Raw genomic sequence first — 24354 nt, forward strand, 5'->3', positions numbered from 1 at the left:
CAAGCGGTAAGGCAACGGACTTTGACTCCGTCATGCGAAGGTTCGATCCCTTCCTCCCCAGCCAATTTCTTTCAAATGGTAAATCCTCGCTCTCGGGCGAGGATTTTTTGCATGTGTTTGAAAGTTGGTCTGTTTGTGTTATAATGTGATGGTCTATCCAATCAAAATACAACTCGTGGAGCCACGACCTACATATGGACGAGCTTTCGCACGGTATTTTTAAGGAGGAAACATTCAGATGGCAGTTGCTGTTAAGAACTGGGAAAAAGTTGAAAAGAACGTCGGCGTTCTCGAATTCGAGGTAGGCGCAGACGAAGTGAACCAAGCGCTGGATCAAGCGTTCAAGAAAGTTGTGAAGACCGTCGCGATGCCGGGCTTCCGCAAAGGCAAAGTGCCGCGCAACATCTTCGAAAACCGTTACGGCGTTGAGGTATTATACCAAGACGCGCTGGACATCCTGTTACCGATTGCCTACTCCCAAGCAGTTCGCGAAGCGAACATCATCCCGGTCGACCGTCCGGAAATCGATGTTGTTCAATTCGGCAAAGGCGAAACCGCGGTCATCAAAGCGACCGTCACCGTCAAGCCGGAAGTTGAACTCGGCGAGTACAAAGGTCTCGAAGTTGAGAAGAAAGACTTCGCGGTGACCGCAGAAGCTGTAGAAGCGGAACTCTCCAACCTGCAAAAATCCCACGCGGAAATCGTGGTTGCAGGCGACGACGCAACCGTTGAGAACGGCGACATCGTCTTCATGGACTTCAAAGGCTTCGTAAACGGCGAAGCGTTCGAAGGCGGCGAAGCGGACAACTACCAACTGGAGATCGGTTCCGGTCTGTTCATCCCGGGCTTCGAAGAACAACTCGTCGGCATGAAGAAGGGCGAAGAGAAGGACATCAACGTCAACTTCCCGGAAGAGTACCATGTGAAAGCGCTGGCTGGCCAACCGGCTGTCTTCAAGATCAAACTCAACGACGTGAAGCGCAAGCAACTGCCGACCCTCGATGACGAGTTCGCGAAAGACATCTCCGAGTTCAACACCCTCGACGAATTGAAGGGTGACATCTCGAATAAACTTCAAGAGAAATCCGAGCAAGACGCGAAGAACTACATCGAGGAAGCTGTGATCTCCAAAGCGGTTGAGAACGCGACGATCGACATCCCGCAAGCGATGATCGAAAACGAAATCGAAGTTCTCATGAACGACTTCAAACAACGCCTGCAAATGCAAGGCATTCCGTTTGATGCGTACGTTCAATTCACCGGCGCGTCCGAAGAGTCGCTCAAGGACGAATTCCGCGGCCAAGCGGAATCCCGCGTCCGCACCGGTCTCGTTCTCGAAGCGATCACCGATGCAGAAGGAATTCAAGCATCCGACGACGAAGTACAAGCAGAACTGGCGAAAATCGCAGAATCTGCGAAAATGGAAGTGGAGCGCGTGAAGTCGATTCTCGAATCCCGCGACCCGGAACTCTCCAACCTCAAAAACGACATCAAGACCCGCAAAACGGTCGAGCTGCTCGTTGCTTCCGCGAAGTAATTCCTGCAATCACATAGCTTGTTGGATCGAAAACAAGGCACTTTGCAAAAGTGCCTTGTTTTTCCAAACATACATAACCCAACCCATTCCCCACAGTGAAGGAGGATCTCACACATGAACTTGGTACCGATGGTAGTTGAACAGACGAGCCGCGGGGAGCGCGCGTACGACATCTACTCCCGCCTGCTGAAGGACCGCATTATTTTCATCGGCACGCCGATCGACGACATGGTGGCCAATGTGGCGGTGGCCCAGCTTCTGTTCCTCGCAGCCGAGGATCCGGAGAAGGACATTCACCTGTACATCAACTCGCCGGGCGGTTCGGTGACCGCCGGGATGGCGATCTATGACACGATGCAATACATCAAGCCGGACGTCTCCACGATCTGCATCGGTCTTGCTGCAAGCATGGGTGCATTTCTCCTGAACGCCGGGGCCAAAGGCAAGCGCTACGCGCTGCCGAACGCCGAGATCATGATCCATCAGCCGCTGGGCGGCGCACGCGGCCAAGCGTCCGACATCAAAATCCACGCTGATTGGATCTTGAAGACTCGCGAGAAGCTCAACCAGATCATGGCGGAGCGCACCGGCCAACCGCTGGAGCGAATCGAGCGAGACACCGACCGCGACAACTTCATGTCGGCGGCGGAAGCAAAAGACTACGGTTTGATCGACTCCGTGATCGAGCGGATCGACCAGATGTAATGTAAGGGGGGAATCCGATGTTCAAATTCAACGACGACAAGGGCCAGCTCAAGTGCTCGTTCTGCGGCAAAACGCAGGATCAAGTCCGCAAGCTGGTCGCCGGTCCGGGCGTCTACATTTGCGACGAGTGCATCGAACTCTGCAACGAGATTGTAGAGGAGGAGCTCGGGGAAGAGGAAGAGTTTGAAATGAAGGATGTCCCGAAACCTCGGGAGATCCGTGAAATCCTCGACCAATATGTCATCGGCCAAGACGCGGCGAAAAAAGCGTTGGCGGTCGCTGTTTACAACCATTACAAGCGCATCAACACCGGCGCGACGAAAAACAGCGAAGATGTGGAACTGTCCAAGTCGAACATCTTGCTGATCGGCCCGACCGGTTCCGGCAAGACTTTGCTCGCGCAAACGCTCGCCCGCATCTTGAACGTACCGTTCGCGATTGCGGACGCAACGTCGCTGACCGAAGCGGGTTACGTGGGCGAGGACGTCGAGAACGTGCTGCTGCGTCTCATTCAAGCGGCCGACTACGATGTGGAGAAAGCACAGAAGGGCATCATCTACATCGACGAAATCGACAAGATCGCCCGCAAGTCGGAGAACCCGTCGATCACCCGCGACGTGTCCGGCGAAGGCGTGCAGCAAGCTCTGCTGAAAATCCTCGAAGGCACCACCGCTTCCGTTCCGCCGCAAGGCGGCCGCAAGCACCCGCATCAGGAGTTCATCCAGATCGACACCAAGGACATCCTGTTCATCTGCGGCGGTGCATTCGACGGCATGGAGCAAATCATCAAACGCCGCATGGGGGACAAGGTCATCGGCTTTGGCACCGACCCGGCGAAGAAGAAGGAAGACTTCGTGTTGACCAAGCTGATGCCGGAAGACCTCCAGCGCTACGGCTTGATCCCGGAGTTCGTCGGTCGTCTGCCGGTTCTGACGTCGCTTGAACCGCTCGACACCGACGCGCTGATCCGCATCTTGACCGAGCCGAAGAACGCCATCGTGAAGCAGTACCAACGTCTGCTGAACATGGACTCGATCGAGCTTGAGTTCACGGAGGAATCGCTTAAAGCGATCGCCGATGAAGCGATCAAGCGCAAAACCGGCGCTCGCGGCCTGCGCGCGATCATCGAGTCGACGATGCTCGACGTGATGTTCGACCTGCCGTCCCGCGAGGAGGTCACGAAGTGCGTGATCACCAAGGAGAGCGTCGACGGCGAAGAGAAGCCGCGCCTCTACACCGCCGAGGGTCAACAGATCCTCACCGAATCCGCGTAACAGAATCGACAAAAAAAGAACCGATCCTCGTCTGAGGGTCGGTTCTTTTTTTGCTTCAAACTGGACATACTACAACCATTACTGGGAACGTGAACATGAGGGGGTTACGGCAGTGTTTACTTTTACGTCCATTCTCAGCCTCGTGCAAGTGTTCTTTGCTGTGGTGATTGGCTTGTATTTTTGGAACCAGTTAAAAGCCCAGCAAGGCAACCGCTCTGCCATCGAGTCTGAATCGAAAAAGGAACTGGAAAAGCTTCGCAAGATGCGCGCCGTCTCTCTGACCGAACCGTTGGCGGAAAAAACCCGCCCGAGCAAGTTTGAAGAGATCGTCGGTCAAGCGGACGGGTTGCGCGCCCTGCGCGCCGCTCTCTGCGGCCCGAATCCGCAGCATGTGATCATCTACGGCCCGCCTGGCGTGGGCAAGACGGCAGCCGCCCGCTTGGTGCTTAATGAAGCCAAACGCAACGCGACGTCGCCGTTTGGACAAGAAGCGAAGTTTATCGAGCTCGATGCCACCACGGCGCGCTTTGACGAGCGGGGCATCGCCGACCCGCTGATCGGCTCCGTTCATGACCCGATCTACCAAGGGGCAGGGGCGATGGGCATGGCGGGCATCCCGCAGCCGAAACCCGGCGCTGTGACGAAAGCGCACGGAGGCGTGTTGTTCATCGACGAAATCGGCGAGCTGCATTCGATTCAGATGAACAAACTGTTGAAAGTGTTGGAAGACCGCAAAGTGTTCTTGGAGAGCGCTTATTACTCCTCCGAGGACAACCAGATTCCCAGCCACATTCACGACATCTTCCAAAACGGCTTGCCTGCCGACTTCCGCTTGATCGGAGCGACCACCCGCACGCCGGATGAAATTCCGCCGGCGATCCGCTCGCGGTGCGTGGAAATCTTCTTCCGCTCGTTGAAGCCGGAGGAAATCATGTCGATCGTGCGCACCGCCGTGAAGAAGATCTTCTTCGACATCGACGAAGGCGCGGTCGAGACGATTTCGAAGTACGCGACCAACGGCCGCGAAGCGGTCAACGTCGTGCAAATCGCCGCCGGTGTCGCGCTCGGGGAAGCCCGCAAGCGCATCATCACCGCGGACGTGGAATGGGTGATCAACTCGTCGCAGATCTCCCCGCGCCCCGAGAAGCGCGTGCCCGACAAGCCGCAAGTCGGCTTCGTCAACGGCCTCGCCGTCTACGGTCCGAATCTCGGGATGCTCTTGGAGATCGAAGTCACCGCGCAACCGGCGTGGGAGAAAGGCAAAGGCACGATCAACATCACCGGCGTCGTCGAGGAAGAACAGACGAACGGCGGCGCGCGCAGCACCCGCCGCAAGTCGATGGCGAAAGGTTCGGTGGAGAACGTGATGACCGTTCTGCGCCGGATTATGGATGAGGACCCGCTCGATTACAACTTGCACGTCAACTTTCCCGGCGGCATTCCGGTCGACGGACCGTCTGCCGGTGTGACGATGGCGACGGCGATCTACTCGGCGATCAAGGGCGTTCCGGTCGACAACTGCGTGGCGATGACCGGCGAAGTTTCCATTCGCGGTTACGTCAAACCGATCGGCGGCGTCGTTGCCAAGATCGAAGCGGCGCAGCAAGCGGGCGCCACCCGCGTGATCATCCCGAAGGACAACTGGCAAGACATGTTCAAGTCCTTTGAGAACATCGAGATCATCCCGGTGGAGCGCATCGAACAGGTGCTGGAATTGTCGCTGCAACCGGAGACGCAAGAAGAGACCTCCCGCGTGGCAGCTCCGGCGACCGGACTGCTCTCGGCAAGTTCCCTCCCGGCGCAAGCGTAAGGGTTGCCAACGGCAAATTCAAAAAGCAGGGAGAGCGACTCTCCCTGCTTTTTGACTGCCGTGACTCCCTTAATGCACAGCTAAACGTTTGAATTAGTCAGGATTAGACAAAGCGAATTCGGTAGGGTACAATGAAAAAACATATGGACCCTGCGCTCTGGGAATCCTAAGCAGGGCTAGTTGTTGAAGGTAGTGGAGGTGAACTTGATGGGAATCGCTCGTACGAATCGCAGACTGCCTTTGCTCCCGTTGCGCGGGCTGTTGATCTATCCGACGATGGTGATGCACCTGGACGTCGGCCGTGAGAAATCGGTCAAAGCGCTGGAGAAGGCGATGGTCGGCGACAACCTGATCCTGCTCGTATCCCAAGTGGAAACCCATATTGACGACCCCGAGCCGGATGAGATTTTCGAAATGGGTACGATCGCCCGCGTCAAGCAGATGCTCAAACTCCCGAACGGGACGATGCGCGTGCTGATCGAGGGCCTGAACCGCGCGAAGATCTTGGAATATCTCGATTCCGACGAGTACTACTTCGTAGAAGTCGAAGAGTTGCCGGAAAAGGAAGAACATGATCCGGAGATTGACGCCCTGATGCGCGCCATCCTCCATCAGTTTGAACAGTATATCAAGATCTCCAAGAAGATCACGCAAGAAACGCTTGCGGCGGTCACCGACATCGACGATCCGGGTCGCTTGGCGGACGCCATCGCGTCGCACTTGACCTTGAAGATCAAGGACAAACAGCTCATACTCGAAGCGGTCGATGTGAAAGAGCGCTTGGAGAAATTGCTGAAGATCCTCTCCGACGAGCGTGAAGTGATCGAGCTGGAGCGCAAGATCAACCAGCGCGTGCGCAAACAGATGGAGAAGACGCAGAAGGAATACTACCTGCGCGAACAGCTCAAAGCCATTCAGAAGGAACTGGGCGAGAAGGAAGGCCGTGCCGGCGAAGCAGACGAGTTGCGCGAGCAGCTCGCCGCAAAGCAACTGCCGGACGAAGTCCGCGCCAAGGTTGAGAAAGAAATTGAACGCCTGGAGAAGATGCCCTCCACTTCGGCGGAAGGCTCCGTCATTCGTACATACATCGACTGGATGCTCGCTCTCCCGTGGAGCGAAGAATCCGAGTCGGAAATCGACATCAAGCGTGCGGAAGAAGTGCTCGACGAAGAGCACTACGGCTTGGAGAAAGTCAAGGAGCGCATCCTCGAATACCTCGCCGTCCAAGCGCTCGTCAAGAAACTCAAAGGCCCGATCCTCTGCTTGGCGGGACCGCCCGGCGTGGGCAAAACCTCGCTGGCCCGCTCGATCGCCAAAGCGCTGAACCGCAAGTTCGTGCGCGTGTCGCTTGGCGGCGTGCGCGATGAAGCGGAAATTCGCGGCCACCGCCGAACGTACGTCGGCGCGATGCCGGGCCGGATCATCCAAGGGATGAAGACGGCGGGCGAAAGCAACCCGCTGTTCCTGCTCGACGAAATTGACAAAATGACGTCCGATTTCCGCGGCGACCCGTCGTCGGCGCTGCTCGAAGTGCTCGACCCGGAGCAAAACTCCACGTTCAGCGACCATTACATCGAGACGCCGTTCGATCTCTCCAACGTGTTGTTCATCACCACGGCGAACGTGTTGCACAACATCCCGGGTCCGCTGATGGACCGGATGGAAGTGATCAACCTCTCCGGCTACACGGAAGTCGAGAAGTTGCACATCGCCAAGAACCACCTGTTGAAGAAGCAAGTTGAAAACCACGGCCTGACGATGGAGCAAGTCGAGATCTCGGACGACTCGCTGTACAAAGTCATCCGCGGCTACACCCGCGAAGCGGGCGTGCGGAGCTTGGAGCGGCAAATCGCCGCACTCTGCCGCAAAGCCGCGAAGCAAGTCGTCTCAGGCGTTGCACAGAAAGTTGTGATTACGCCGGAGACAGTCGAGGAATACCTCGGCGGCGAACGCTTCCGCTTCGGCATGGCGGAGAAGGAAAACCAAGTCGGCGTCGTGACCGGTCTTGCTTGGACCTCCGTCGGCGGCGACACGCTCTCCATCGAAGCGGCGCTCTATCCGGGCAAGGGCAAACTGACCCTCACCGGACAGCTCGGCGACGTGATGAAAGAGTCGGCGCAAGCGGCGTTCACGTACATCAGAAGCCGGTCGGACAGCCTCGGCATCGACCCGGACTTCTTGGAGAAAAACGACATTCACCTGCACATCCCGGAAGGCGCGATTCCCAAGGACGGTCCGTCGGCGGGCATCTCGATGTGCACGGCGCTGATTTCGGCGATGACCGGCATTCCGGTCAAGCGCGAAGTGGCGATGACCGGCGAGATTACTTTGCGCGGTCACGTGTTGCCGATCGGCGGCGTCAAAGAGAAGTCGATGTCGGCGCACCGCGCGGGCATCACGACGATCCTCTTGCCGATCGACAACAAGAAAGACATCGAAGACATCCCGGAATCGGTTCGCGATGAATTGACCATTCATCTCGTCGAGCACATGGACCAAGTGTTGGAACATGCGCTGACCCGCCTGCCTGTACCCCAAACCGCTAAAGAATAGAAGTGATACACCATGATCATTAGAGACGTAGAATTTATCATCTCCGCCGTCAAACCGGACCAATACCCGGTCACGACGATGCCGGAAGTGGCGATGGCCGGCCGATCGAACGTCGGCAAGTCCTCGCTGATCAACAAACTGCTCAACCGCCGCAGCGTCGCGCGCGTTTCCGCGACGCCCGGCAAGACGCAGCAGATCAACTATTTCCTGATCAACAACGACTTCCATCTGGTCGACTTGCCGGGCTACGGCTTTGCCAAAGTTCCGCTCGACGTCAAGCGCCAGTGGGGCAAGATGGTGGAGACGTACCTCAGCCGCCGCGAGAACTTGCGTCTCGTGCTGCTGTTGATCGACATCCGCCACGCGCCGTCCAAAGAAGACGTGGAGATGTACCAGTACCTCGCGCACTACAACCGCCCGCACGCCATCCTCGTGACCAAAGCGGATAAGATCTCGCGCGGGAACTATCCGAAGCATCTCAAAATTATCAAACAAACTTTAAACGTGCTCCCGAACACGCCGATCATCGTCACCTCGTCAGAAACCGGCCTTGGCCGCGACGAAGTGTGGGATCTCGTCGAGAAGCACTTGGTTCCGCTCCCGGAACCAGAATTGGCCGCAGAAGCAGACATTCCCTCCGAATAACGGAGGGAATTTTTTTACTCGTAGGCATTTATTTTTTTGAAAAAAGTGAAGGGCTCGCAGCGGTCGCAACGTCTATAGGGGCAAATGACGGAAACCAACAGGGGGCGTGAAGAATAGATGAACAAGAGAACGGCAATCGGGTGGACGGTGATCGCGCTGGGCGTGATCGGATTGATTGGGGCGGGAGTCACGTACTTCAAACCCCAGAACGTGATTGCACAGAAGGTCGCGGGCAACTTGCTGTCTAAACTGGACCATCTGGGCGAACACATCGGCGAGGATGCGGGGTCGAACCTCGGCAGCACCGTCACCGACTGGTCCTCGGAGGGCATCGACACCAAAAGCGAGGAAGGCGACCTCGCGCTTGACGTGCAAAACGCCAAACAGCTCCTCGTGACAAGCGAAGTCGGCACCATCCACATCGTCGGCAGCACCGGCACTGCCGACGGCAACCTGCATTACAAAAAAGGGTATCAAGGAAACGACAACGAGGGTGCCCAAGCCCTCCAAGACATCCGCATCGATGTCAAGCGCGACGGGGACACCGTGCGTGTCAACGTGCACAACTCGAAATCGGGCTGGCTCAACCTCATGCATGCAGACCTCGACATCTCCATCCCGGACGCGCTGGCGGTGGAGGTGTCGAATAAAGTCGGAGCGATCAAAACGGAAAACCTCCAAAACACCGTGAACGCCACCAGCGATGTCGGCTCCATCCACATCCAAGGCTACAAAGGTTCCTGTGAGGCTCATTCCAAAACCGGGCAATTGGAGATCAGCGGCGGGCAGGACATCCAATCGATCCAAGCCGACACCAACGTGGGCCGCGTGCGCCTCAGTCTTCCGGCGAGCGCAAGCCTCAGCGTGACGGCTTCGACCAACACGGGGCGTGTCACCAACGCGTTGACGCTCGCAGACGCCAAGATCGAAAAACAACGGGTCAGCGGACGTCTCGGCGACGGCAAAGGCAAGGTGAGCCTTCGCAGCAACGTCGGCTCCATCGAAATCACGCAGGAATAAACCCCAAGGCGGAACACCAAAAAGACCGAACCCGCGCGACAGACACGGGTTCGGTCTTTTTTTGAAGTCAGGAGGAACTGGGTACCGGTTCGGATTGCGGCTTGTCATCGTGACCTCCGAGTTCCGCAAACAGCGTGCCGGCCAAGATCAGGAGGCAGCCGACCACTTGCTGCAGATCGAGCCGCTCGCCCGCCCAGAAGAAAGCGGTGAGGGCGGCAAACACCGGCTCCGTGGAAAAAATCAACGCGGTGCGCGTCGGGGTGGTGAACTTCTGGAACTGGTTTTGCGCCACAAACGCCACGGCGGTGGCGAGCACGGAGCAGATCAACAGCGCCCAGAGCACCCAGGGATCGAACAGCACGTCCGGTGAGAACACGACGGAGATGTCTTCGAACAGCAAGGAACCGATCAAGTTGAACACGCCGCAGAAGAAAATTTGCAACAGCGCCAGAGTAAACGCGTGATAGCGCGGCGCATAGCGTCCGACCAGCACGATCTGCAACGCGTAGGAGATCGCGCACAACAGCACGAGCAAATCGCCGATGTTGACGCTCAAATCGCGGGTTAACGACAGCAGGGCGAGGCCGACTGTGGCGACTCCGGAGCCGAGCAGGGCGTTGCGCTTGAGTTTTTGCCGCAACATCCACAACGCCAGAAACGGCACGAACACGACCGACAACCCGGTGATGAAGCCCGCTTTGGACGAAGTGGTGAACTCCAAGCCGAACGTCTGGAACGCATACCCGGCAAACAGCCACAGCCCCAAGGCCGCGCCGCTGAACCACAACCGGCGGTCGATGCCGCGCAGGGCGTCGCGGGCGAAGAAGAGCATGAACAAGAACAACAGCAACGCCGCGAACAAGAAGCGCACCGCCAGGAACGTGAACGGAGGCATGGTGTTGATCGCTTCCTTCACCAACACGAACGTGGCACCCCATACGAACGTCACGCCGAGCAGGATGGAGTCTGCCAGGATTGTTTTTTTCATCGATGTTGAGTCCTCCGAAAAATATTCTGACTCATTCTTTCATAAAAGAGTTGTCCGCGTCAAGTCCATGAATATACATGAATCGACAACGGAGCACGACTGGCGGAAGGGGGCGGTGAAGTGGAGGTCTTGGGCCTTCTGTTTCTGGCGTCTTTCTTGTACGTGATCGTCAAGATTTGGCAAAAGCAAGAGCAATGAAAAACGAGGGAAACCGCGTCGGGCGGTCTCCCTCGTTTTCTCTTCGTGTTCTAAAATGTGTAGTTCCCGCCGCTCCTGCTGCCGTCCACCACAATGCCGATAATCACGATGACCGTCATCAAGATGGCGATCAAGAGCCCGATGATGCTCGTCACGAGACCGGCCACCGCCATGCCTCGCTCGCGGGATTTCATGCCGAACGAGGAGAGGATGAGTCCTGTCAAGTTGACGAGAAAACCGAAGAAAGGAATCCAGCTGAGCACCAGTCCCACGATCCCGACAATCATGCCGGCGATGGCGAGACCGCCGCCGCCTCGTTTCTGTTCATTGGGATCTTCCATGTCGTACAAACCATTCACCTCAATTTGCTTTCGTGGATAGCTCCATTGTAATCGCCTAATCCTTCCATTTCAATGCGCGTTTTTCAAGCAGAGAGACGGCGTGGTACATCACGGTGGAGACGAGCAGCACGAGGATCAGCGAAAGCATGACCAGCGTGAGGTTGAACACTTGGAACCCGTAGATGATCAGATAACCCAGACCCGCTTTGGCGACGAGGAATTCGCCGACGACGACGCCGATCCAGGAGAGGCCGACATTGACTTTCAGCGTGGAGAGAATCGCGGGCAGGGTGGACGGAAACACGACTTTGCGAAACACTTGCCAGCGCGTGCCGCCGTACGTGCGGACGAGCTTGATCAAGTTCGGATCGACGTCGCGAAACGCCGTGTAGACGACGATGGTGGTGATCACGACCGAAATCGCCAGCGCCATCATCAAGATCGACAGAAAGCCTTGCCCGAACGCCACGATGAAGATCGGGCCGAGCGCCACTTTCGGCATCGAGTTGAAGATGACGATGTACGGATCGAGCACGCGGGCGAGAAACGGCGACGCCCAGAGCAAGATCGAAAGCAGTGTTCCGGCGATCGTGCCGAGCAGAAAACCGGCCAACGTTTCGTAGACGGTGATCCACGTGTGATGGAGCAGCGAACCGTCGTGGAGCATGGAGAGAAATTGCGCCCAGATCTTCGAGGGCATCGAGAAGAGAAACGGGTTGATCCAGTTCAGCCGCGCTCCGATCTCCCAGACGGCGAGGAGCAAGACGGCGATCAGCACTTGGACGGCGAACACCAGCCGCGTGTCCCGACGCTGGCGGCGCAGGTAGCGGCGGTATTCGGGCGTATGCTTAGTACTCATCTTGAAGATCCCCCCAAATCGTGCGGAAGAGGCTGTGGAACTCCGGCGTCTCCCGTGCCGCCAGCGGAGAGAGCGAGCGCAGCGATTCCGGGACGGAGAGCACGCGCTTGATGCGGCCGGGGCGGTTGCGGAGCACGACGATGCGGTCGCACATCGCCACCGCTTCGCCGAGGTCGTGCGTGACGAGCACGCCGGTCAGACGTCGCGCTTTCAGCGTGTCGGCGATCAGCTCTTCAAGCTGCAATTTGATCTGGTAGTCGAGGGCGGAAAACGGTTCGTCGAGCAACACGATGCGCGGCTCCGTCAACAGCGTGCGCCCGAGCGCCACGCGCTGGCGCATGCCGCCGGAGAGTTGGTGCGGGTGTTTGTGTGCCGTGCCGGAAAGCCCGAGTTCGTCGAGCAACGCCAGCGCCCGATGTTTCAGGGCGGGGGTGACGGTGCTGGTGATTTCCGCGCCGATCAGCACGTTGTCGAGGATCGTGCGCCACGGCAACAGATAGTCCTGTTGAAACATATAGCCGCAGTCCGGCGACGGACCGGTACCTTTTTGGCCAAACACTTCGACGGTGCCGCTGGTCGGGGGGAGCAGTCCCGCCGCCAGCGAGAGCAGCGTGGATTTGCCGCAGCCGCTCGGCCCGACGAGGCCGATCAGTTCGCCTTCTTCGATGTCCAGCCAGATCTCTTGCAAGGCGGTGGTCTCGCCGGACTTGGTCATGTAGGTTTGGTTGACGCCTTCAAACGAGATGGCCGTCATGATTTTTCACCTGCCCGAAGGAGATGGGTATAAAGAGGAGAGCGGGAGGAGAAGATAGGGATGAAAACCCATATTTCTCCTCTCCTTTTTCTTTTGAAGCCCCTGTGCGAAGTTGTGCGCAGGGGTTCTTTTTTGTGCCGGTTTTTTGTGACGCAGCTTCTAGTTTTGCTTGGCTTTTTCTGCGAAGCTTGGTTGGACGACTTTTTCATACGGGACGTCTTGCTGGAGCTGACCGGCGTCTTTCATGATTTTTTTCATGTTGTCGAATTCCTGTTGGTCGATCAGCGTGTCGGTCGGCCAGGAATCGGATTGTTGGTAGCGTTTGATGACGTTGACGAGGATGTCTTGGTCAACGTCGGTGAAGTACGGCTTGATGACGGTTGCCGCTTCTTCGGGCGACGCCGTGTGCAAGTAGGTTTGGGCTTTTTGCACCGCGTTGGTGAATTTTTGCGCGGTTTGCGGATGAGACTTCAAATAACTGTCTTTCGCCATGAACACGGTGTACGGCAGTTTGCCGCCGTCTTGGCCGAACGACGCGACGACGCGGCCTTGGCCTTGCTTCTCCAAGAGCGACGCGGCCGGTTCAAACGCTTGGAAGAAATCGCCCGTGCCGGACGCAAACGCCGCGGCTTGGTTGTCGAACGCGATGTTCTGGATGATCTCGTTGTCGGTCAGCGGCTTGATGCCGTGTTGCTTTTGCACGTATTCGGAGACCATCTCCGGCATCGAACCGGCGCGGGAGCCGAGCAGCGACTTGCCTTTGAGCATAGACCAATCGAAGTTCGTGACGTTTTGGCGGGCGACGAGGAAGGAGCCGTCGCGCTGCGTGCACTGCGCAAACGAGACGAGCGCGTCCGGCGAGCCTTGCTGCTGGACGAAGATCGTGGTTTCCGCCCCGACGAGCGCGACTTCGTCTTGGCCCGCGAGCACGCGGGTCGCCGCTTTGTCGCCTCCCCAAGCGGTGTCGAGTTTGACGTCGAGCCCTTCATCGCGGAAGTAGCCTTTTTCAATCGCCACGTATTGGGGCGCGTAGAAGATCGAACGGATCACTTCGGTCACCCGGACGGTTTCTGCTTTTTGCGCAGGGTCTGCGGTGTTTGGAGCGGTGGAACTCTCACCTCCGCAAGCGGTCAAGGTGAACAGCATCGCGCCAAGGGACGTTGACATCGCAACTTTTTTCCAATGCAACATGTGGTTTCCCCCTTGGAAAGTTGTGGTGGGGACTGCTGGTGGTGTTACAGGGTATGCATGGGCTTTTGCCACGGTGAATCGGGCGCTCTTCGCGATCTGTGTGTCGAGGAAAGACATACTCTTGTCAAATTTCGTCGCCTGATTCTGGACAGGCTATGGTATAATGAATATGTTTGACCGTTCGGATTTCGTTTTTTACGCAATCTTTGCTTGACATAGAGGGCGGAAACTTTGAGATGGGTTCTGAGTAGATGGGGGAGTGAGAAGGGATGTACATCATGGTCGTGGGTCTGAATTACCGTTCGGCCCCTGTCGAGATCCGCGAACGATTCGCCCTGCAGGAATCTCAATTGGAAGAGGCGCTTTCGAAGTTGCGCGCATCGGGTGCTCTGCACGAAGTCGTGCTGGTGTCCACGTGCAACCGTACAGAAATTTACGCGGTGGCGCAAGACCGCCAGCTCGGGGAAGACACCATTCACGGCTTCCTGTCCAAACTGTCCGGTGTGCCGCGTGAATCGTTTGTGCCGCATCTGTATCAGTACGGAGAGAATGCGGCCATTCGTCACCTGTTCCGCGTGACGGCAGGTCTGGACTCGATGGTGCTCGGGGAAACGCAAATTCTCGGACAAGTCCGCACCGGCTTCTTGCTGTCGCAAGAGATCGGCGCGACGGGTACTGTGTTCAATAACCTGTTTAAGCGCTCCGTCACCGTGGCGAAGCGCGCGCACAACGAAACCAAGATCGGCGAGAACGCCGTGTCGGTTTCTTATGCGGCGGTGGAGCTCGCGAAGAAGATCTTCGAGTCGCTCGACCACAAGACGGTGCTCGTCATCGGGGCGGGCAAAATGTCGGAGTTGACCGCGAAACACTTGAACGCCAACGGCGCAACCCGCGTCCTCGTGGTCAACCGCACGTACCAGCGCGCCAAGGAGTTGGCCGACAAGTTCAACGGCAAAGCGCTCGACATGAACTCGCTGGACTTGGCGCTCAAGGAAGCGGACATCGTCGTGTCCTCGACGGGGGCGGACGGCTATGTCGTGACCAAAGCGCACGTCCAAGCGACGATGAAGACGCGCCGTCACCGCCCGCTGTTCTTGATCGACATCGCCGTGCCGCGCGACCTCGACCCGGAGATGTCGAAAGTGGACAACGTGTTCCTCTACGACATTGACGACCTTGAGGGCGTCATCGCGGTGAACATGAAGGAACGCGCCAAGGAAGCGGAAAAAGTCGAAGGCATTATTGCCGAGGAAATGATCGCGTTCCGTCAATGGCAAAACGAGCAAAACGCCAAGCCGCTGATCATGAAATTGCGAGAGACGGCGATGGCGCAACAAGCGCAACTCGTGCAGAACTTGATCAACAAAGTGCCGGGCTTGACGGAGAAGGACGTGCACACGGTCAACAAACTGACGTCGGCGATGGTCAACCAGATGATTCACGGCCCGATCAAGCATGTGAAGGAAATGGCCGCCGAGAAGGAAGCCGAGATGTACTTGGAAGTGTTCGCCCGCATCTTCGACCTTGACCTCGACGTAAGTGTCGAGCAACAGGATGCCAAGGGAGGGCGCAAGGACGCTGACCAGCAGGGTCCTTCGAACTCCGGGAGCGAGGGCGGCCAAGGAATATCGCTGGAAACGGCAGCTGCGGCGAAAGAGTCCGCTCCGAAAGTGCAGTCGATCGGTCTGGGCGAGGGCGTCGTCACCAAGATCGCCGTCACCAAACAACTGGAGCAAACCCGCCAAGAGGAAGCGCCGGCTGCAGCACGCACTCTCGGTCTGCGCGGACGCTGGGGAACGCACTAAAGCTCCGGAAGTTTCGGTTCGTGGAAAGGAGGAACGTGCACCATGCCAAGGAGTCTCTTCTTATATGACCTCATGACGTTTCTGTATGCGGTCTGCATCGTCTTGTACTTTGCCGATTTTGTTACGCACAAACGGGTTCTCAACCGCATCGCGTACGGGCTCTTAGCGATCGTATGGGGGTTGCAAACGTCCTTCTTCCTCACGAGGATGACAGAAGTGAATTACGTGCCGCTCTTGACCACATTTGAGACCACGTTGTTTTTTTCGTGGTTGTTAATCACGTTCTCCTTGGTCATCAACTACTTCTACAAGCTCGATCTGTTTGCGTTTTTTACGAACGTGATCGGGTTTTCGATGGTCGTGTTTGACTTGTTTACCGGCGAAGGGGCTTCCAGCGTGGTCAGGGAAGGGTTGCAGGGGAACTTGCTGATCATCCACATCACGCTCGCGTTCTTGAGCTATGCGGCGTTCTCGCTGTCGTTTATCTTCTCGGTCATGTATTTGATCCAGTCGAAGATGCTCAAGGAAAAGCGGTGGAATTCGTGGTTCCGCCGGTTGCCCGCGCTCGACAAGCTCGACGCGTTCACGTACCGCTTGATCATCGTCGGCTTCCCGATGCTGCTCTTGGCGCTGATCTTGGGCGTGAACTGGTATTACAAAGTGTTTGGCTCGATCTTGGTGTTTGACGCGAAGCCGCTCGTCTCGATCGTGCTGCTCGGGTTCTATGTCGCGTGGCTGTACCTGCGCAACTCCACCGGCTGGTCCGGGCGGAAACTGGCGTGGTGGAACGTGGCGTCGTTCTCGCTGGTCGTGGTCAACTATCTGTTTGTCGGGACGTTTTTCTCCGGCTTCCACCGTTGGTAGGAGGCGCGCGGCATGGCGTCCTATGGTGTTTTTTTGAATCTGACAGGACGGCGGTGTCTCGTCGTCGGTGGGGGCCCGGTGGCGGAACGCAAGATCACCGGGCTTCTCGATTGTGCGGGCGAGGTGACCGTCGTGTCGCCCGCTGTGACCGATGTCATAGCGGCGCTCGCAGAATCTGGTAGACTCAAGTGGGAAAAGCGGGCGTACCGCACAGGGGACGCCGCTTCTTTCTTTTTGGTGATGGCTGCGACCGACTCGCGGGAGTTGAACGCCGAGGTGTACGCCGAAGCGGAGCGCGCGGGACGGCTGTGCAACGTCGTCAACGACCAAAGCCTCGGGAATTTTACGGTGCCTGCGGTTGTGCGGCGGGGCCGTTTGCAAGTGGCCGTCTCGACCGGCGGAGCGTCGCCTGCTGTTGCCAAACGCATCCGCCGGGAGTTGGAGGAACATTTTGGAGGGGAATACGCCGCTTTTTTGGATCAAATGGCAGAGATTCGCCATGACTTGCTGGGCACAGTAAGGGATGAGAAGCGGCGAACGAAGATCTTGCAGAGATTGGCCGAATCGGAGCTTTTGACTTTGTTGCGCGAAGGGCGCGAGGAGGAAGCCCGGCGGCTGGTGGCTGACTGCATAGGAGGACAAGAGACATGAAGCGAATCGTCGTCGGGACCCGCAAGAGCCCGCTTGCATTGACGCAGACGGAATGGGTGTTGAACAAACTGCGCACCGCGTATCCGGAGCTTACGATCGGCATGGAACAGATCGTCACGAAGGGAGACCGCATCCTCGACGTGACGCTCTCGAAAGTCGGGGGCAAGGGCCTGTTCACGAAGGAATTGGAGCAAGCGATGTATGACGGCACGGTGGATTTCGCCGTGCACTCGCTGAAAGACATGCCCAATGAGATGCCGGAAGGGTTGATGATCGTGGCGATCACGGAGCGCGAAGACCCGCGTGACGTGCTGATCTCCCGCAACGGCTCGAAGTTTGAAGACTTGCCGATCGGAGCGCGCGTCGGCACGTCGTCGCTGCGCCGTTCCGCGCAATTGCGCGCGGCTCGTCCGGACTTGGAGATCGTCTCTCTGCGCGGCAACATCAACACGCGCTTGGCGAAGTTGGAAGAGCAAGAGCTCGACGCCATCGTGTTGGCGGCGGCGGGGCTTCTGCGCATGGGCTGGGGCGATAAGATCACCGAGCGCCTCTCTCCGGAACTCTGCATCCCGGCGGTCGGCCAAGGGGCGCTGGCGATCGAATGCCGCGCCGCAGACGAGGAAGTTCGCAAACTGCTCTCCGTGCTCGATAACCCGGCGACCCGCAAGATCGTCACGGCGGAGCGCACGGTGCTCGGCAAGCTCAACGGCGGCTGCCAGATTCCGATCGGCGCGTATGCCGAGTCGATCGGCGACGACGAACTTCGTTTGACGGGGATCGTCGGTTCGGCGGACGGCTCGGTGCTGCTCCGTGAGACCGCGACCGGCCGTGATCCGGTGGAACTCGGCACGCTGGTTGCCGACCGCCTGATCGAGAAGGGCGCGGGCGCGATCCTCGCGCAAGTTCGCGAGGAGCTGAACGCGTAATGGAGCCGCATGCGCACCGGGAGTGCGAGCAGGCGGGACGTTCGGAACAAGCGCGCAGGGAAAGCGCAAGCGGGCGGGACGTTTGCACCGGGCCGGGGCTTCCTCTGGACGGCCGCTGCATCGTCGTCACGCGCTCGCGGGCGCAGGCAAGCGAACTGTGCCGTCAACTGGAAGACCTCGGGGGCTCCGCGTACGAGTTCCCCGTGATCCGTATCGAGTGGCCGGAAGACCTCGGGCCGCTCGATACCGCCATACATACGATGGAAAGTTTTGATTGGGTGGCGTTCACGTCCCCCAACGGGGTGGAGATGTTTTTTGAACGGGTGCAGGCGCTGGGGCGGGACGTTCAAGCGTTGCAAGATGTGAAAGTCGCCGCCGTCGGCCCGAAGACCGCCGCTCTCTTGGAGCGCCGCGGGCTGACCGTCCACGCCCTCGCCGGAGAGTTTGTCGGCGAAGGCTTGGCGGATACGCTGGCGACCCAGACAAATCCTGGGCAAAAAATTCTCCTGCCGCGGGCGAATCTTGCCCGCAAGCAACTTCCGCAAGCGCTCCGTGCGATGGGGTTGCAGGTGGAAGAAGCGGAAGCGTACCGCACGCTTCCGGTGACGGAGGACGCGTCCGATTTGGCGAGGAAGTTGCAAGCCAAGCAGATCGACGCGGTGACGTTCACGTCTTCGTCCACGGTGACCAATTTCGTGGAAGCGTTGAAGGAGTTCCCGCTGTCCGACCTGCTCGCGGGCGTCACGCTCGCCGCCATCGGTCCGATTACCGCCGAGACGGTGGAGAAACACGGTTTCGCCGTGGACGTCATGCCCGCAGACTATACCATCCCCGGACTGGTCGAAGCGCTGGTCCGCCACTTTCAGAAGGGACTGACATCATGAACATGAACTTGTTTGATTTCCAACGTCATCGTCGCCTGCGCCGCAGCGCCGGCATCCGCGCGATGGTGCGCGAAAACCAACTGTCTGTCAACGATATGCTCTATCCGGTGTTTGCGGTTGAGGGCGAAGGCATCAAGGAAGAAATCCGCTCCATGCCGGGCGTGTACCACTTCTCGCTCGACACGCTGAAAGTGGAAATCCAAGAGGTAGTCGACCTCGGCATCCCGTCTGTGATCCTGTTCGGCGTACCGATGCATAAGGACGAGTGCTCCTCCCAAGCCTATGCGGAGAACGGCATCGTGCAACAAGCGATCCGCATGATCAAAGCGGAGCATCCGGACCTCGTCGTCATCACCGACGTTTGCCTCTGCCAATACAACCCGGCGGGCCATTGCGGCGTCGTCGACCAAGCGACCGGCAACATCTTGAACGACCCGTCGCTCGAACTGATCGCGAAAACCGCTCTGTCGCACGTGCAAGCGGGCGCTGACATCGTGGCGCCGTCCGACATGATGGACGGCCGCATCGCGGCGATCCGCCACATCCTCGACGAGCACGGCTACACCGACATTCCGATCATGTCGTACTCCGTCAAGTACGCGTCGGCGTACTACGGTCCGTTCCGCGAAGCGGCGCACTCCGCTCCGGCGTTCGGCGACCGCAAAACGTACCAGATGGACCCGGCAAACGCCCGCGAAGCTCTGCGTGAAGCGGATTCCGACGTGATCGAAGGCGCGGACTTCCTGATGGTCAAACCGGCGCTGGCGTACCTCGATGTGCTCCGTCAACTGCGCGACCGCTACGACCTGCCGATCGTGGCGTACAACGTCTCCGGCGAGTACGCGATGATCAAAGCGGCGGCGTTGAACGGCTGGGTCGATGAAAAAGCGATCGTCATGGAGACGATGCTCGGCTTCAAGCGCGCAGGCGCGGACATCATCATGACCTATTTCGCCAAAGACGTGGCGCGTTACTTGAAAGAAGGCAACTAATCCCCGCGAGGTGACTCCGATGCACAAAGGCTACACTTCTTCCGAAGCGGCATTTGCCGAAGCGAAAAAACTCATTCCGGGCGGCGTCAACTCCCCGGTCCGCGCCTTCCGCGCTGTCGGCGGCACGCCGGTGTTCATCGAGCGCGGTTCCGGCTCGAAGATGTACGACATCGACGGAAATTCCTACATCGACTACTGCTTGTCCTGGGGTCCGCTGATCTTGGGACACGCCCATCCGGAAGTCGTGCATGCGATCAACGACTACGCCCTGCGCGGCACGTCGTTCGGCGCTCCGACCTTGCTGGAGACGGAAATGGCGAAACTGGTCACCGAACTGGTGCCGTCCGTCGAAGTCGTCCGCATGGTCAATTCCGGCACGGAAGCGACGATGTCGGCGCTGCGTCTGGCACGCGGCTACACCAAGCGCTCGAAGATCGTCAAGTTTGAAGGCTGCTACCACGGCCACGCCGACTCGCTTTTGATCAAAGCGGGTTCCGGCGTCGCCACGCTCGGCCTTCCGGATTCGCCGGGCGTGCCGGAGTCGGTGGCGACGAACACGCTGACCGTCCCGTACAACGACGTTGAGTCGCTGAAGCTGGCGTTCGAGAAGTTCGGCGACGACATCGCGGCGGTGATTCTCGAACCGATCGCCGGCAACATGGGCCTCGTCAAGCCGCGTGAAGGCTACCTGCAAGCGGTTCGCGAGATCACCCGCCAATACGGCGCGCTGTTGATCTTTGACGAAGTCATGACCGGCTTCCGTGCGGCGCTCGGCGGCGCACAAGCGATTTACAACATCGACCCGGACCTGACGACGCTCGGCAAAGTCATCGGCGGCGGCCTTCCGGTCGGCGCGTACGGCGGCAAGCGCGAGATCATGGAGATGATCGCACCTGCCGGCCCGATCTACCAAGCGGGCACGCTGTCCGGCAACCCGCTGGCGATGATCGCGGGCTACACCACGCTGAAGATGCTCAGCGAACCGGGCGCGTACGACCGTTTGGAAGCGATGGGCAAACGCCTCGTCGAAGGCTTCCTCGCGGCCGGCAAGGAATTCGGTCTTCCCGTCACCGGCTCGTACGTCGGCGGCATGATGGGCATGTTCTTCGCGGAGCAAGAAGTGGTCGACTACGACACGGCAAAACTTGCGAACTTGGAGCGCTATGCGAAGTATTTCTCGCTGATGCTGGAGCGCGGCGTCTATCTTGCGCCTTCGCAGTTGGAAGCGGGCTTCCTGTCTCTGGCGCACACCGATGCGGACATCGACCGCACGCTCGAAGCGGCGCGCGATTCGATGAAACTGCTGTAAACTGATCAGCAGCGAGAACTCCAGAGAGGCCGTCGGAGCGGAAGCGACCGGCGGCTTTTTTGGCAAAAAAGGGGGAGCCGCGCATGGCGTTGCAAGCGATTCTGTTTGACCTCGACGACACGCTGATCGACCGCATGGCGACGATGCCGTTTTATGCAAGGAAGTTCCAAGACGATTTTGCGGACCAATTGCCGGAGCTGCACGTCGACGAAATCGCGCGGGCAATCGTCGAGACGGACGGCGGCGGCTACCGAGGCCGCGACAAGTACCACGATCTCTTGGAGGCGTTGCCGTGGAAGGAGCGCCCCGCCGTCGAGACGCTGATTCAACATTGGAACGAGGTTTTCCCCGCCGTGGCACAGGGGATGGACGGCCTGTTCACGCTGCTGAACACGCTCACAGGCCGAGGATTGCGGCTCGGGTTGATCACCAACGGGCAAAGCAAACGGCAAAACGCCAAAATCGACCTGCTCGGCATCCGGGATTTTTTTGAGGTGGTTTTGATCTCGGAAGAAGTCGGCTATGAGAAACCCGACCCGCTGATTTTCCTGCTGGCGCTCGAATCGCTCGGGTTGCAGGCGGAAGAAGTGATTTACGTCGGCGACCACCCGCGAAACGACGTGGGCGGAGCGGAGTTTGCCGGCATCACGCCGGTGTGGCGGCGCGGGTGCCATCCGTGGCCGGACGACCAACCGGAGCCGCGCCACCAGTTTGTCACGTTGCCGGAATTTCTTACGTGGCTCGAAACATATGGTTCCTAAGGCAGAGATCTTAGGAGCGAGAAACAAGAAGGGGGACTCCTGATGAAAGACAACGTAGAACTACACCCCCGAGGCGCATTGCTTGGGTTGCAGAGTTTGCAGTGGATGATCTTCTTGCTCGCCAACACGATTGCGGCGCCGATCGTCGTGGGCGCGGCGTTTGACTTGCCGCCGTCCGACGTGTCGTCGCTGGTGCAGCGGATGCTGTTCGTGTCCGGAGGCGTTACGCTCTTGCAGGTGTTCTTCGGGCACCGCTTGCCGCTCTTGGAAGGTGCGGCGGGGATGTGGTGGGCGCTGTTTCTGACGCTGGCGGCGGTCGCCACGGGGGGCGACAAAGGCGCGGTGTTGCAGCAGTTGGAGATGGGCTTGCTCGCGGCGGGCGTCGTGCTCGTGATCTTGAGCCTCTTGCCGATCATGGCGCGTCTGCGCGATCTGTTCACGCCGCTGGTTACCGGCGTGTATCTGGTTCTGCTGGTGGTTTCGCTGACAGGGTCGTTTTTTAAAGGGATGCTGGGCGTGACCCGCACGGGGGAGATCGACGGCACGGTGGCGTTGCTCTCGCTGGTCGTGATCTTGCTGGTGTTGATTCTCTCGCTGAAGGGACGCGGGCTCTGGCGGAGCATGGGGCCGCTGATCGGCATCGCGACGGGCTGGATTCTGTTCGCCGTCTGCGGTTTTATCCCGAAGGAAACGAACGCAGACCCGACGCCGATCTTCGCGCTGCCGAAATTCTTCGCATGGGGCGCTCCCGTCTGGGATACGGGGATCGTGCTGACGTCGGTGCTGACCGGACTGATTCTCATCTCGAACGTCGTCGCGTCGATCCTCGTCATCGCGCGGACGCTGAACGTCGACGTCACGGCGGACACGTATCGCCGCGGGCTGTTCGGCAACGGCGTCGGCGCGTTGCTTTCCGGGGTGCTGTCGTGCATCGGCCCGGTGCCGCTGTCCGTCTCGGCGGGCTTCATCTCGACGACGGGCATCCGCTCGAAGCGGCCGTTTTGGATCGGGGCGCTGTTGGTGTTCCTAAGCGGGCTGTTCCCGCTGGTCGGGAACTTTTTTGCCACGTTGCCGTCGGAAGTGGCGTATGCGGCGCTGTTCGTGCCGTTTGCGCAGATGATGGGCTTTGGCATCCGCGACTTGATGGCGCTCGTCCCGAGCCAGCGGAATTTGCTCGTCATCGGGCTGTCGCTGATGGTCGGCATCGGCGTGATGTTCTTGCCGCCGGCGGCGTTTGCGTCGCTCGCCCCGTGGCTGCGAAGCGTCGTCGCCAACGGGTTGCTCGTCGGGTTGATCCTCTGCCTGTTGCTTGAACACGTGATTTTCCGTGAGAATGAAAAAAACAATCCTGCCTCGGAGTGAGGGCAGGATTGTTTTTTTGTGTATGGCAGGAGGGCTTACCAGTAGTAGCCGTAACCGCCGTAACCGTAACCGCCCCAGTACCACGGGGAGAACGCCGCGAGGGCAACAAACGGGAGGAAGAGCAACGGCCAGAACACCGTTTCCCCGTCGACTTGTTGGTCGCCGTCCGCGTGGTGAACCGTCAGTTCATCGGCGCGGCCGGACGCTCCGCCATACGGAGCGCGTCGGAGATAGACGCCGTCGCGGGTGACGCTGTGCAACACGCCGTAGTGGCGGGTGCCGTCATGGCAAGTGAGGCAGACGTGACGGCCGATGTGTTTTTTGAGTTGGCAGGACATGCAGGCCATAGGTGTGGAAGTCTCCTTTCTCGCAGGTTTTTTCTATATCCTACGAGTGAAGGGACGGACATGTCCTCCGCGCTTTCCTCAATTTGCTAGTCAGAACCTTCCGTGCCGCGCAAACGGGCCAACATCCGCTGTTGAACACCCAGCATCAAGTTCAGATCTTCTTCGGGCAACTCCAGCGCGTACGACATGCGCTGCAAAAACAGGGAGCGCTCCGGGTGGAACGCTTCCCGATACTTGGAGAGCCCTTCCGCAGAGAGATGCAGCTCCAAGTTGCGCCGGTCGCGCTCGGAGCGCTCGCGCACGAGCAACCCCGACTTGACCAAGCGGTCGACGATGCCGCTGAGCGTGCTCGGCGAGAGTTGCATGCGATCGGACAGCTGTTCCAGACCGCCCGTCGGGTTGGTGGCGATTTCGAGCAGCACGATCAACTGCTGGGTCGTCACGCCGACGCGCTCGGCGTCTTGGCGGACGAGGTTCATCAATTCCTTCTGAATGTCGCGAAACGGCAAGGAGACGGCTTTGATCTTCTCTAAGTTGGGAATGTGATTCATGGGGCTTAGCCTCCAGAGTTTCATGAA

Annotated in this window: 23 protein-coding genes; 16 read left to right on the forward strand and 7 right to left on the reverse strand. The window is 58.7% G+C overall.

The window, feature by feature from the left end; genetic code table 11:
• Positions 1-238 precede the first annotated feature (238 nt).
• The 7 genes from tig (at position 239) to EL26_RS21035 (ending at position 9544) form a co-directional block, all read left to right on the forward strand.
• Entirely contained in the window at positions 239-1537 is a 1299-nt protein-coding gene (gene tig / locus EL26_RS21005) for a trigger factor (RefSeq protein ID WP_038093918.1), read from the forward strand.
• A 114-nt stretch (positions 1538-1651) separates the two neighbouring features.
• Positions 1652-2242 (forward strand): ATP-dependent Clp endopeptidase proteolytic subunit ClpP, encoded by a 591-nt coding sequence (clpP, locus tag EL26_RS21010; protein ID WP_038093921.1) that lies wholly within the window; start codon positions 1652-1654, stop codon positions 2240-2242.
• A gap of 17 nt (positions 2243-2259) precedes the next feature.
• Positions 2260-3516, forward strand: coding sequence for an ATP-dependent protease ATP-binding subunit ClpX (clpX, locus tag EL26_RS21015; RefSeq protein ID WP_038093924.1), 1257 nt, complete (start codon positions 2260-2262; stop codon positions 3514-3516).
• Positions 3517-3628: 112 nt separating this feature from the next.
• Positions 3629-5326, forward strand: coding sequence for an ATP-dependent protease LonB (lonB, locus tag EL26_RS21020; protein ID WP_038093926.1), 1698 nt, complete (start codon positions 3629-3631; stop codon positions 5324-5326).
• Between the two features lie 207 nt (positions 5327-5533).
• The gene (gene lon / locus EL26_RS21025) at positions 5534-7879 is read left to right on the forward strand and encodes an endopeptidase La (protein ID WP_038093928.1); all 2346 of its coding nucleotides are present in this window, start codon (positions 5534-5536) and stop codon (positions 7877-7879) included.
• Positions 7880-7891: 12 nt separating this feature from the next.
• Positions 7892-8524, forward strand: coding sequence for a ribosome biogenesis GTP-binding protein YihA/YsxC (yihA, locus tag EL26_RS21030; protein WP_038093930.1), 633 nt, complete (start codon positions 7892-7894; stop codon positions 8522-8524).
• A 117-nt stretch (positions 8525-8641) separates the two neighbouring features.
• Complete coding sequence (locus tag EL26_RS21035) at positions 8642-9544, forward strand: DUF4097 family beta strand repeat-containing protein (RefSeq protein WP_038093932.1); 903 nt, start codon at positions 8642-8644, stop codon at positions 9542-9544.
• A gap of 67 nt (positions 9545-9611) precedes the next feature.
• On the opposite strand, the gene EL26_RS21040 is transcribed toward EL26_RS21035, so the two are convergent.
• The 5 genes from EL26_RS21040 to EL26_RS21060 form a co-directional block, all read right to left on the reverse strand.
• On the reverse strand, positions 9612-10532 hold the full coding sequence (locus EL26_RS21040) for a DMT family transporter (protein WP_038093934.1): 921 nt from the start codon (positions 10530-10532) through the stop codon (positions 9612-9614).
• A 248-nt stretch (positions 10533-10780) separates the two neighbouring features.
• Entirely contained in the window at positions 10781-11071 is a 291-nt protein-coding gene (locus EL26_RS21045; protein ID WP_152559355.1) for a hypothetical protein, read from the reverse strand.
• Between the two features lie 55 nt (positions 11072-11126).
• Entirely contained in the window at positions 11127-11930 is an 804-nt protein-coding gene (locus EL26_RS21050) for an ABC transporter permease (RefSeq protein WP_038093937.1), read from the reverse strand.
• On the reverse strand, positions 11920-12687 hold the full coding sequence (locus EL26_RS21055) for an ABC transporter ATP-binding protein (RefSeq protein WP_420802082.1): 768 nt from the start codon (positions 12685-12687) through the stop codon (positions 11920-11922). The genes EL26_RS21050 and EL26_RS21055 overlap by 11 nt, the downstream gene beginning before the upstream one ends.
• Before the next feature lie 156 nt (positions 12688-12843).
• On the reverse strand, positions 12844-13875 hold the full coding sequence (locus EL26_RS21060) for an ABC transporter substrate-binding protein (RefSeq protein ID WP_038093939.1): 1032 nt from the start codon (positions 13873-13875) through the stop codon (positions 12844-12846).
• Between the two features lie 269 nt (positions 13876-14144).
• Here EL26_RS21060 and hemA point away from each other — a divergent pair, with 269 nt between their 5' ends.
• The 9 genes from hemA to EL26_RS21105 all read left to right on the forward strand — a co-directional run bounded on the left by hemA (position 14145) and on the right by EL26_RS21105 (position 23429).
• Positions 14145-15680 carry a glutamyl-tRNA reductase gene (gene hemA, locus EL26_RS21065; RefSeq protein WP_081857384.1) on the forward strand — a complete coding sequence of 512 codons (1536 nt, stop codon included), beginning with the start codon at positions 14145-14147 and terminating at the stop codon, positions 15678-15680.
• 42 nt (positions 15681-15722) lie between these two features.
• Complete coding sequence (locus tag EL26_RS21070) at positions 15723-16544, forward strand: cytochrome C assembly family protein (protein WP_038093942.1); 822 nt, start codon at positions 15723-15725, stop codon at positions 16542-16544.
• A gap of 12 nt (positions 16545-16556) precedes the next feature.
• A complete protein-coding gene (locus EL26_RS21075; protein ID WP_038093944.1) occupies positions 16557-17195 on the forward strand; it encodes a precorrin-2 dehydrogenase/sirohydrochlorin ferrochelatase family protein in 639 nt (212 codons plus the stop codon).
• Complete coding sequence (hemC, locus tag EL26_RS21080) at positions 17192-18121, forward strand: hydroxymethylbilane synthase (RefSeq protein WP_038093946.1); 930 nt, start codon at positions 17192-17194, stop codon at positions 18119-18121. Before EL26_RS21075 ends, hemC begins: the two co-directional genes overlap by 4 nt.
• On the forward strand, positions 18121-19005 hold the full coding sequence (locus EL26_RS21085; RefSeq protein ID WP_052036653.1) for a uroporphyrinogen-III synthase: 885 nt from the start codon (positions 18121-18123) through the stop codon (positions 19003-19005). Before hemC ends, EL26_RS21085 begins: the two co-directional genes overlap by 1 nt.
• Positions 19006-19007: 2 nt before the next feature.
• On the forward strand, positions 19008-19997 hold the full coding sequence (gene hemB, locus EL26_RS21090; RefSeq protein WP_038093997.1) for a porphobilinogen synthase: 990 nt from the start codon (positions 19008-19010) through the stop codon (positions 19995-19997).
• 19 nt (positions 19998-20016) lie between these two features.
• Positions 20017-21306, forward strand: coding sequence for a glutamate-1-semialdehyde 2,1-aminomutase (hemL, locus tag EL26_RS21095; protein WP_038093949.1), 1290 nt, complete (start codon positions 20017-20019; stop codon positions 21304-21306).
• 83 nt (positions 21307-21389) lie between these two features.
• On the forward strand, positions 21390-22067 hold the full coding sequence (locus tag EL26_RS21100) for an HAD family hydrolase (RefSeq protein WP_052036654.1): 678 nt from the start codon (positions 21390-21392) through the stop codon (positions 22065-22067).
• Between the two features lie 42 nt (positions 22068-22109).
• Entirely contained in the window at positions 22110-23429 is a 1320-nt protein-coding gene (locus EL26_RS21105; protein WP_052036655.1) for a purine/pyrimidine permease, read from the forward strand.
• Between the two features lie 35 nt (positions 23430-23464).
• On the opposite strand, the gene EL26_RS21110 is transcribed toward EL26_RS21105, so the two are convergent.
• The gene (locus EL26_RS21110; RefSeq protein WP_038093953.1) at positions 23465-23776 is read right to left on the reverse strand and encodes a hypothetical protein; all 312 of its coding nucleotides are present in this window, start codon (positions 23774-23776) and stop codon (positions 23465-23467) included.
• 86 nt (positions 23777-23862) lie between these two features.
• On the reverse strand, positions 23863-24327 hold the full coding sequence (locus EL26_RS21115; RefSeq protein ID WP_052036656.1) for a MarR family winged helix-turn-helix transcriptional regulator: 465 nt from the start codon (positions 24325-24327) through the stop codon (positions 23863-23865).
• Positions 24328-24354: the final 27 nt, after the last annotated feature.

Origin of the sequence: Tumebacillus flagellatus, from assembly GCF_000714935.1 — a bacterium.
Classification (GTDB): domain Bacteria; phylum Bacillota; class Bacilli; order Tumebacillales; family Tumebacillaceae; genus Tumebacillus; species Tumebacillus flagellatus.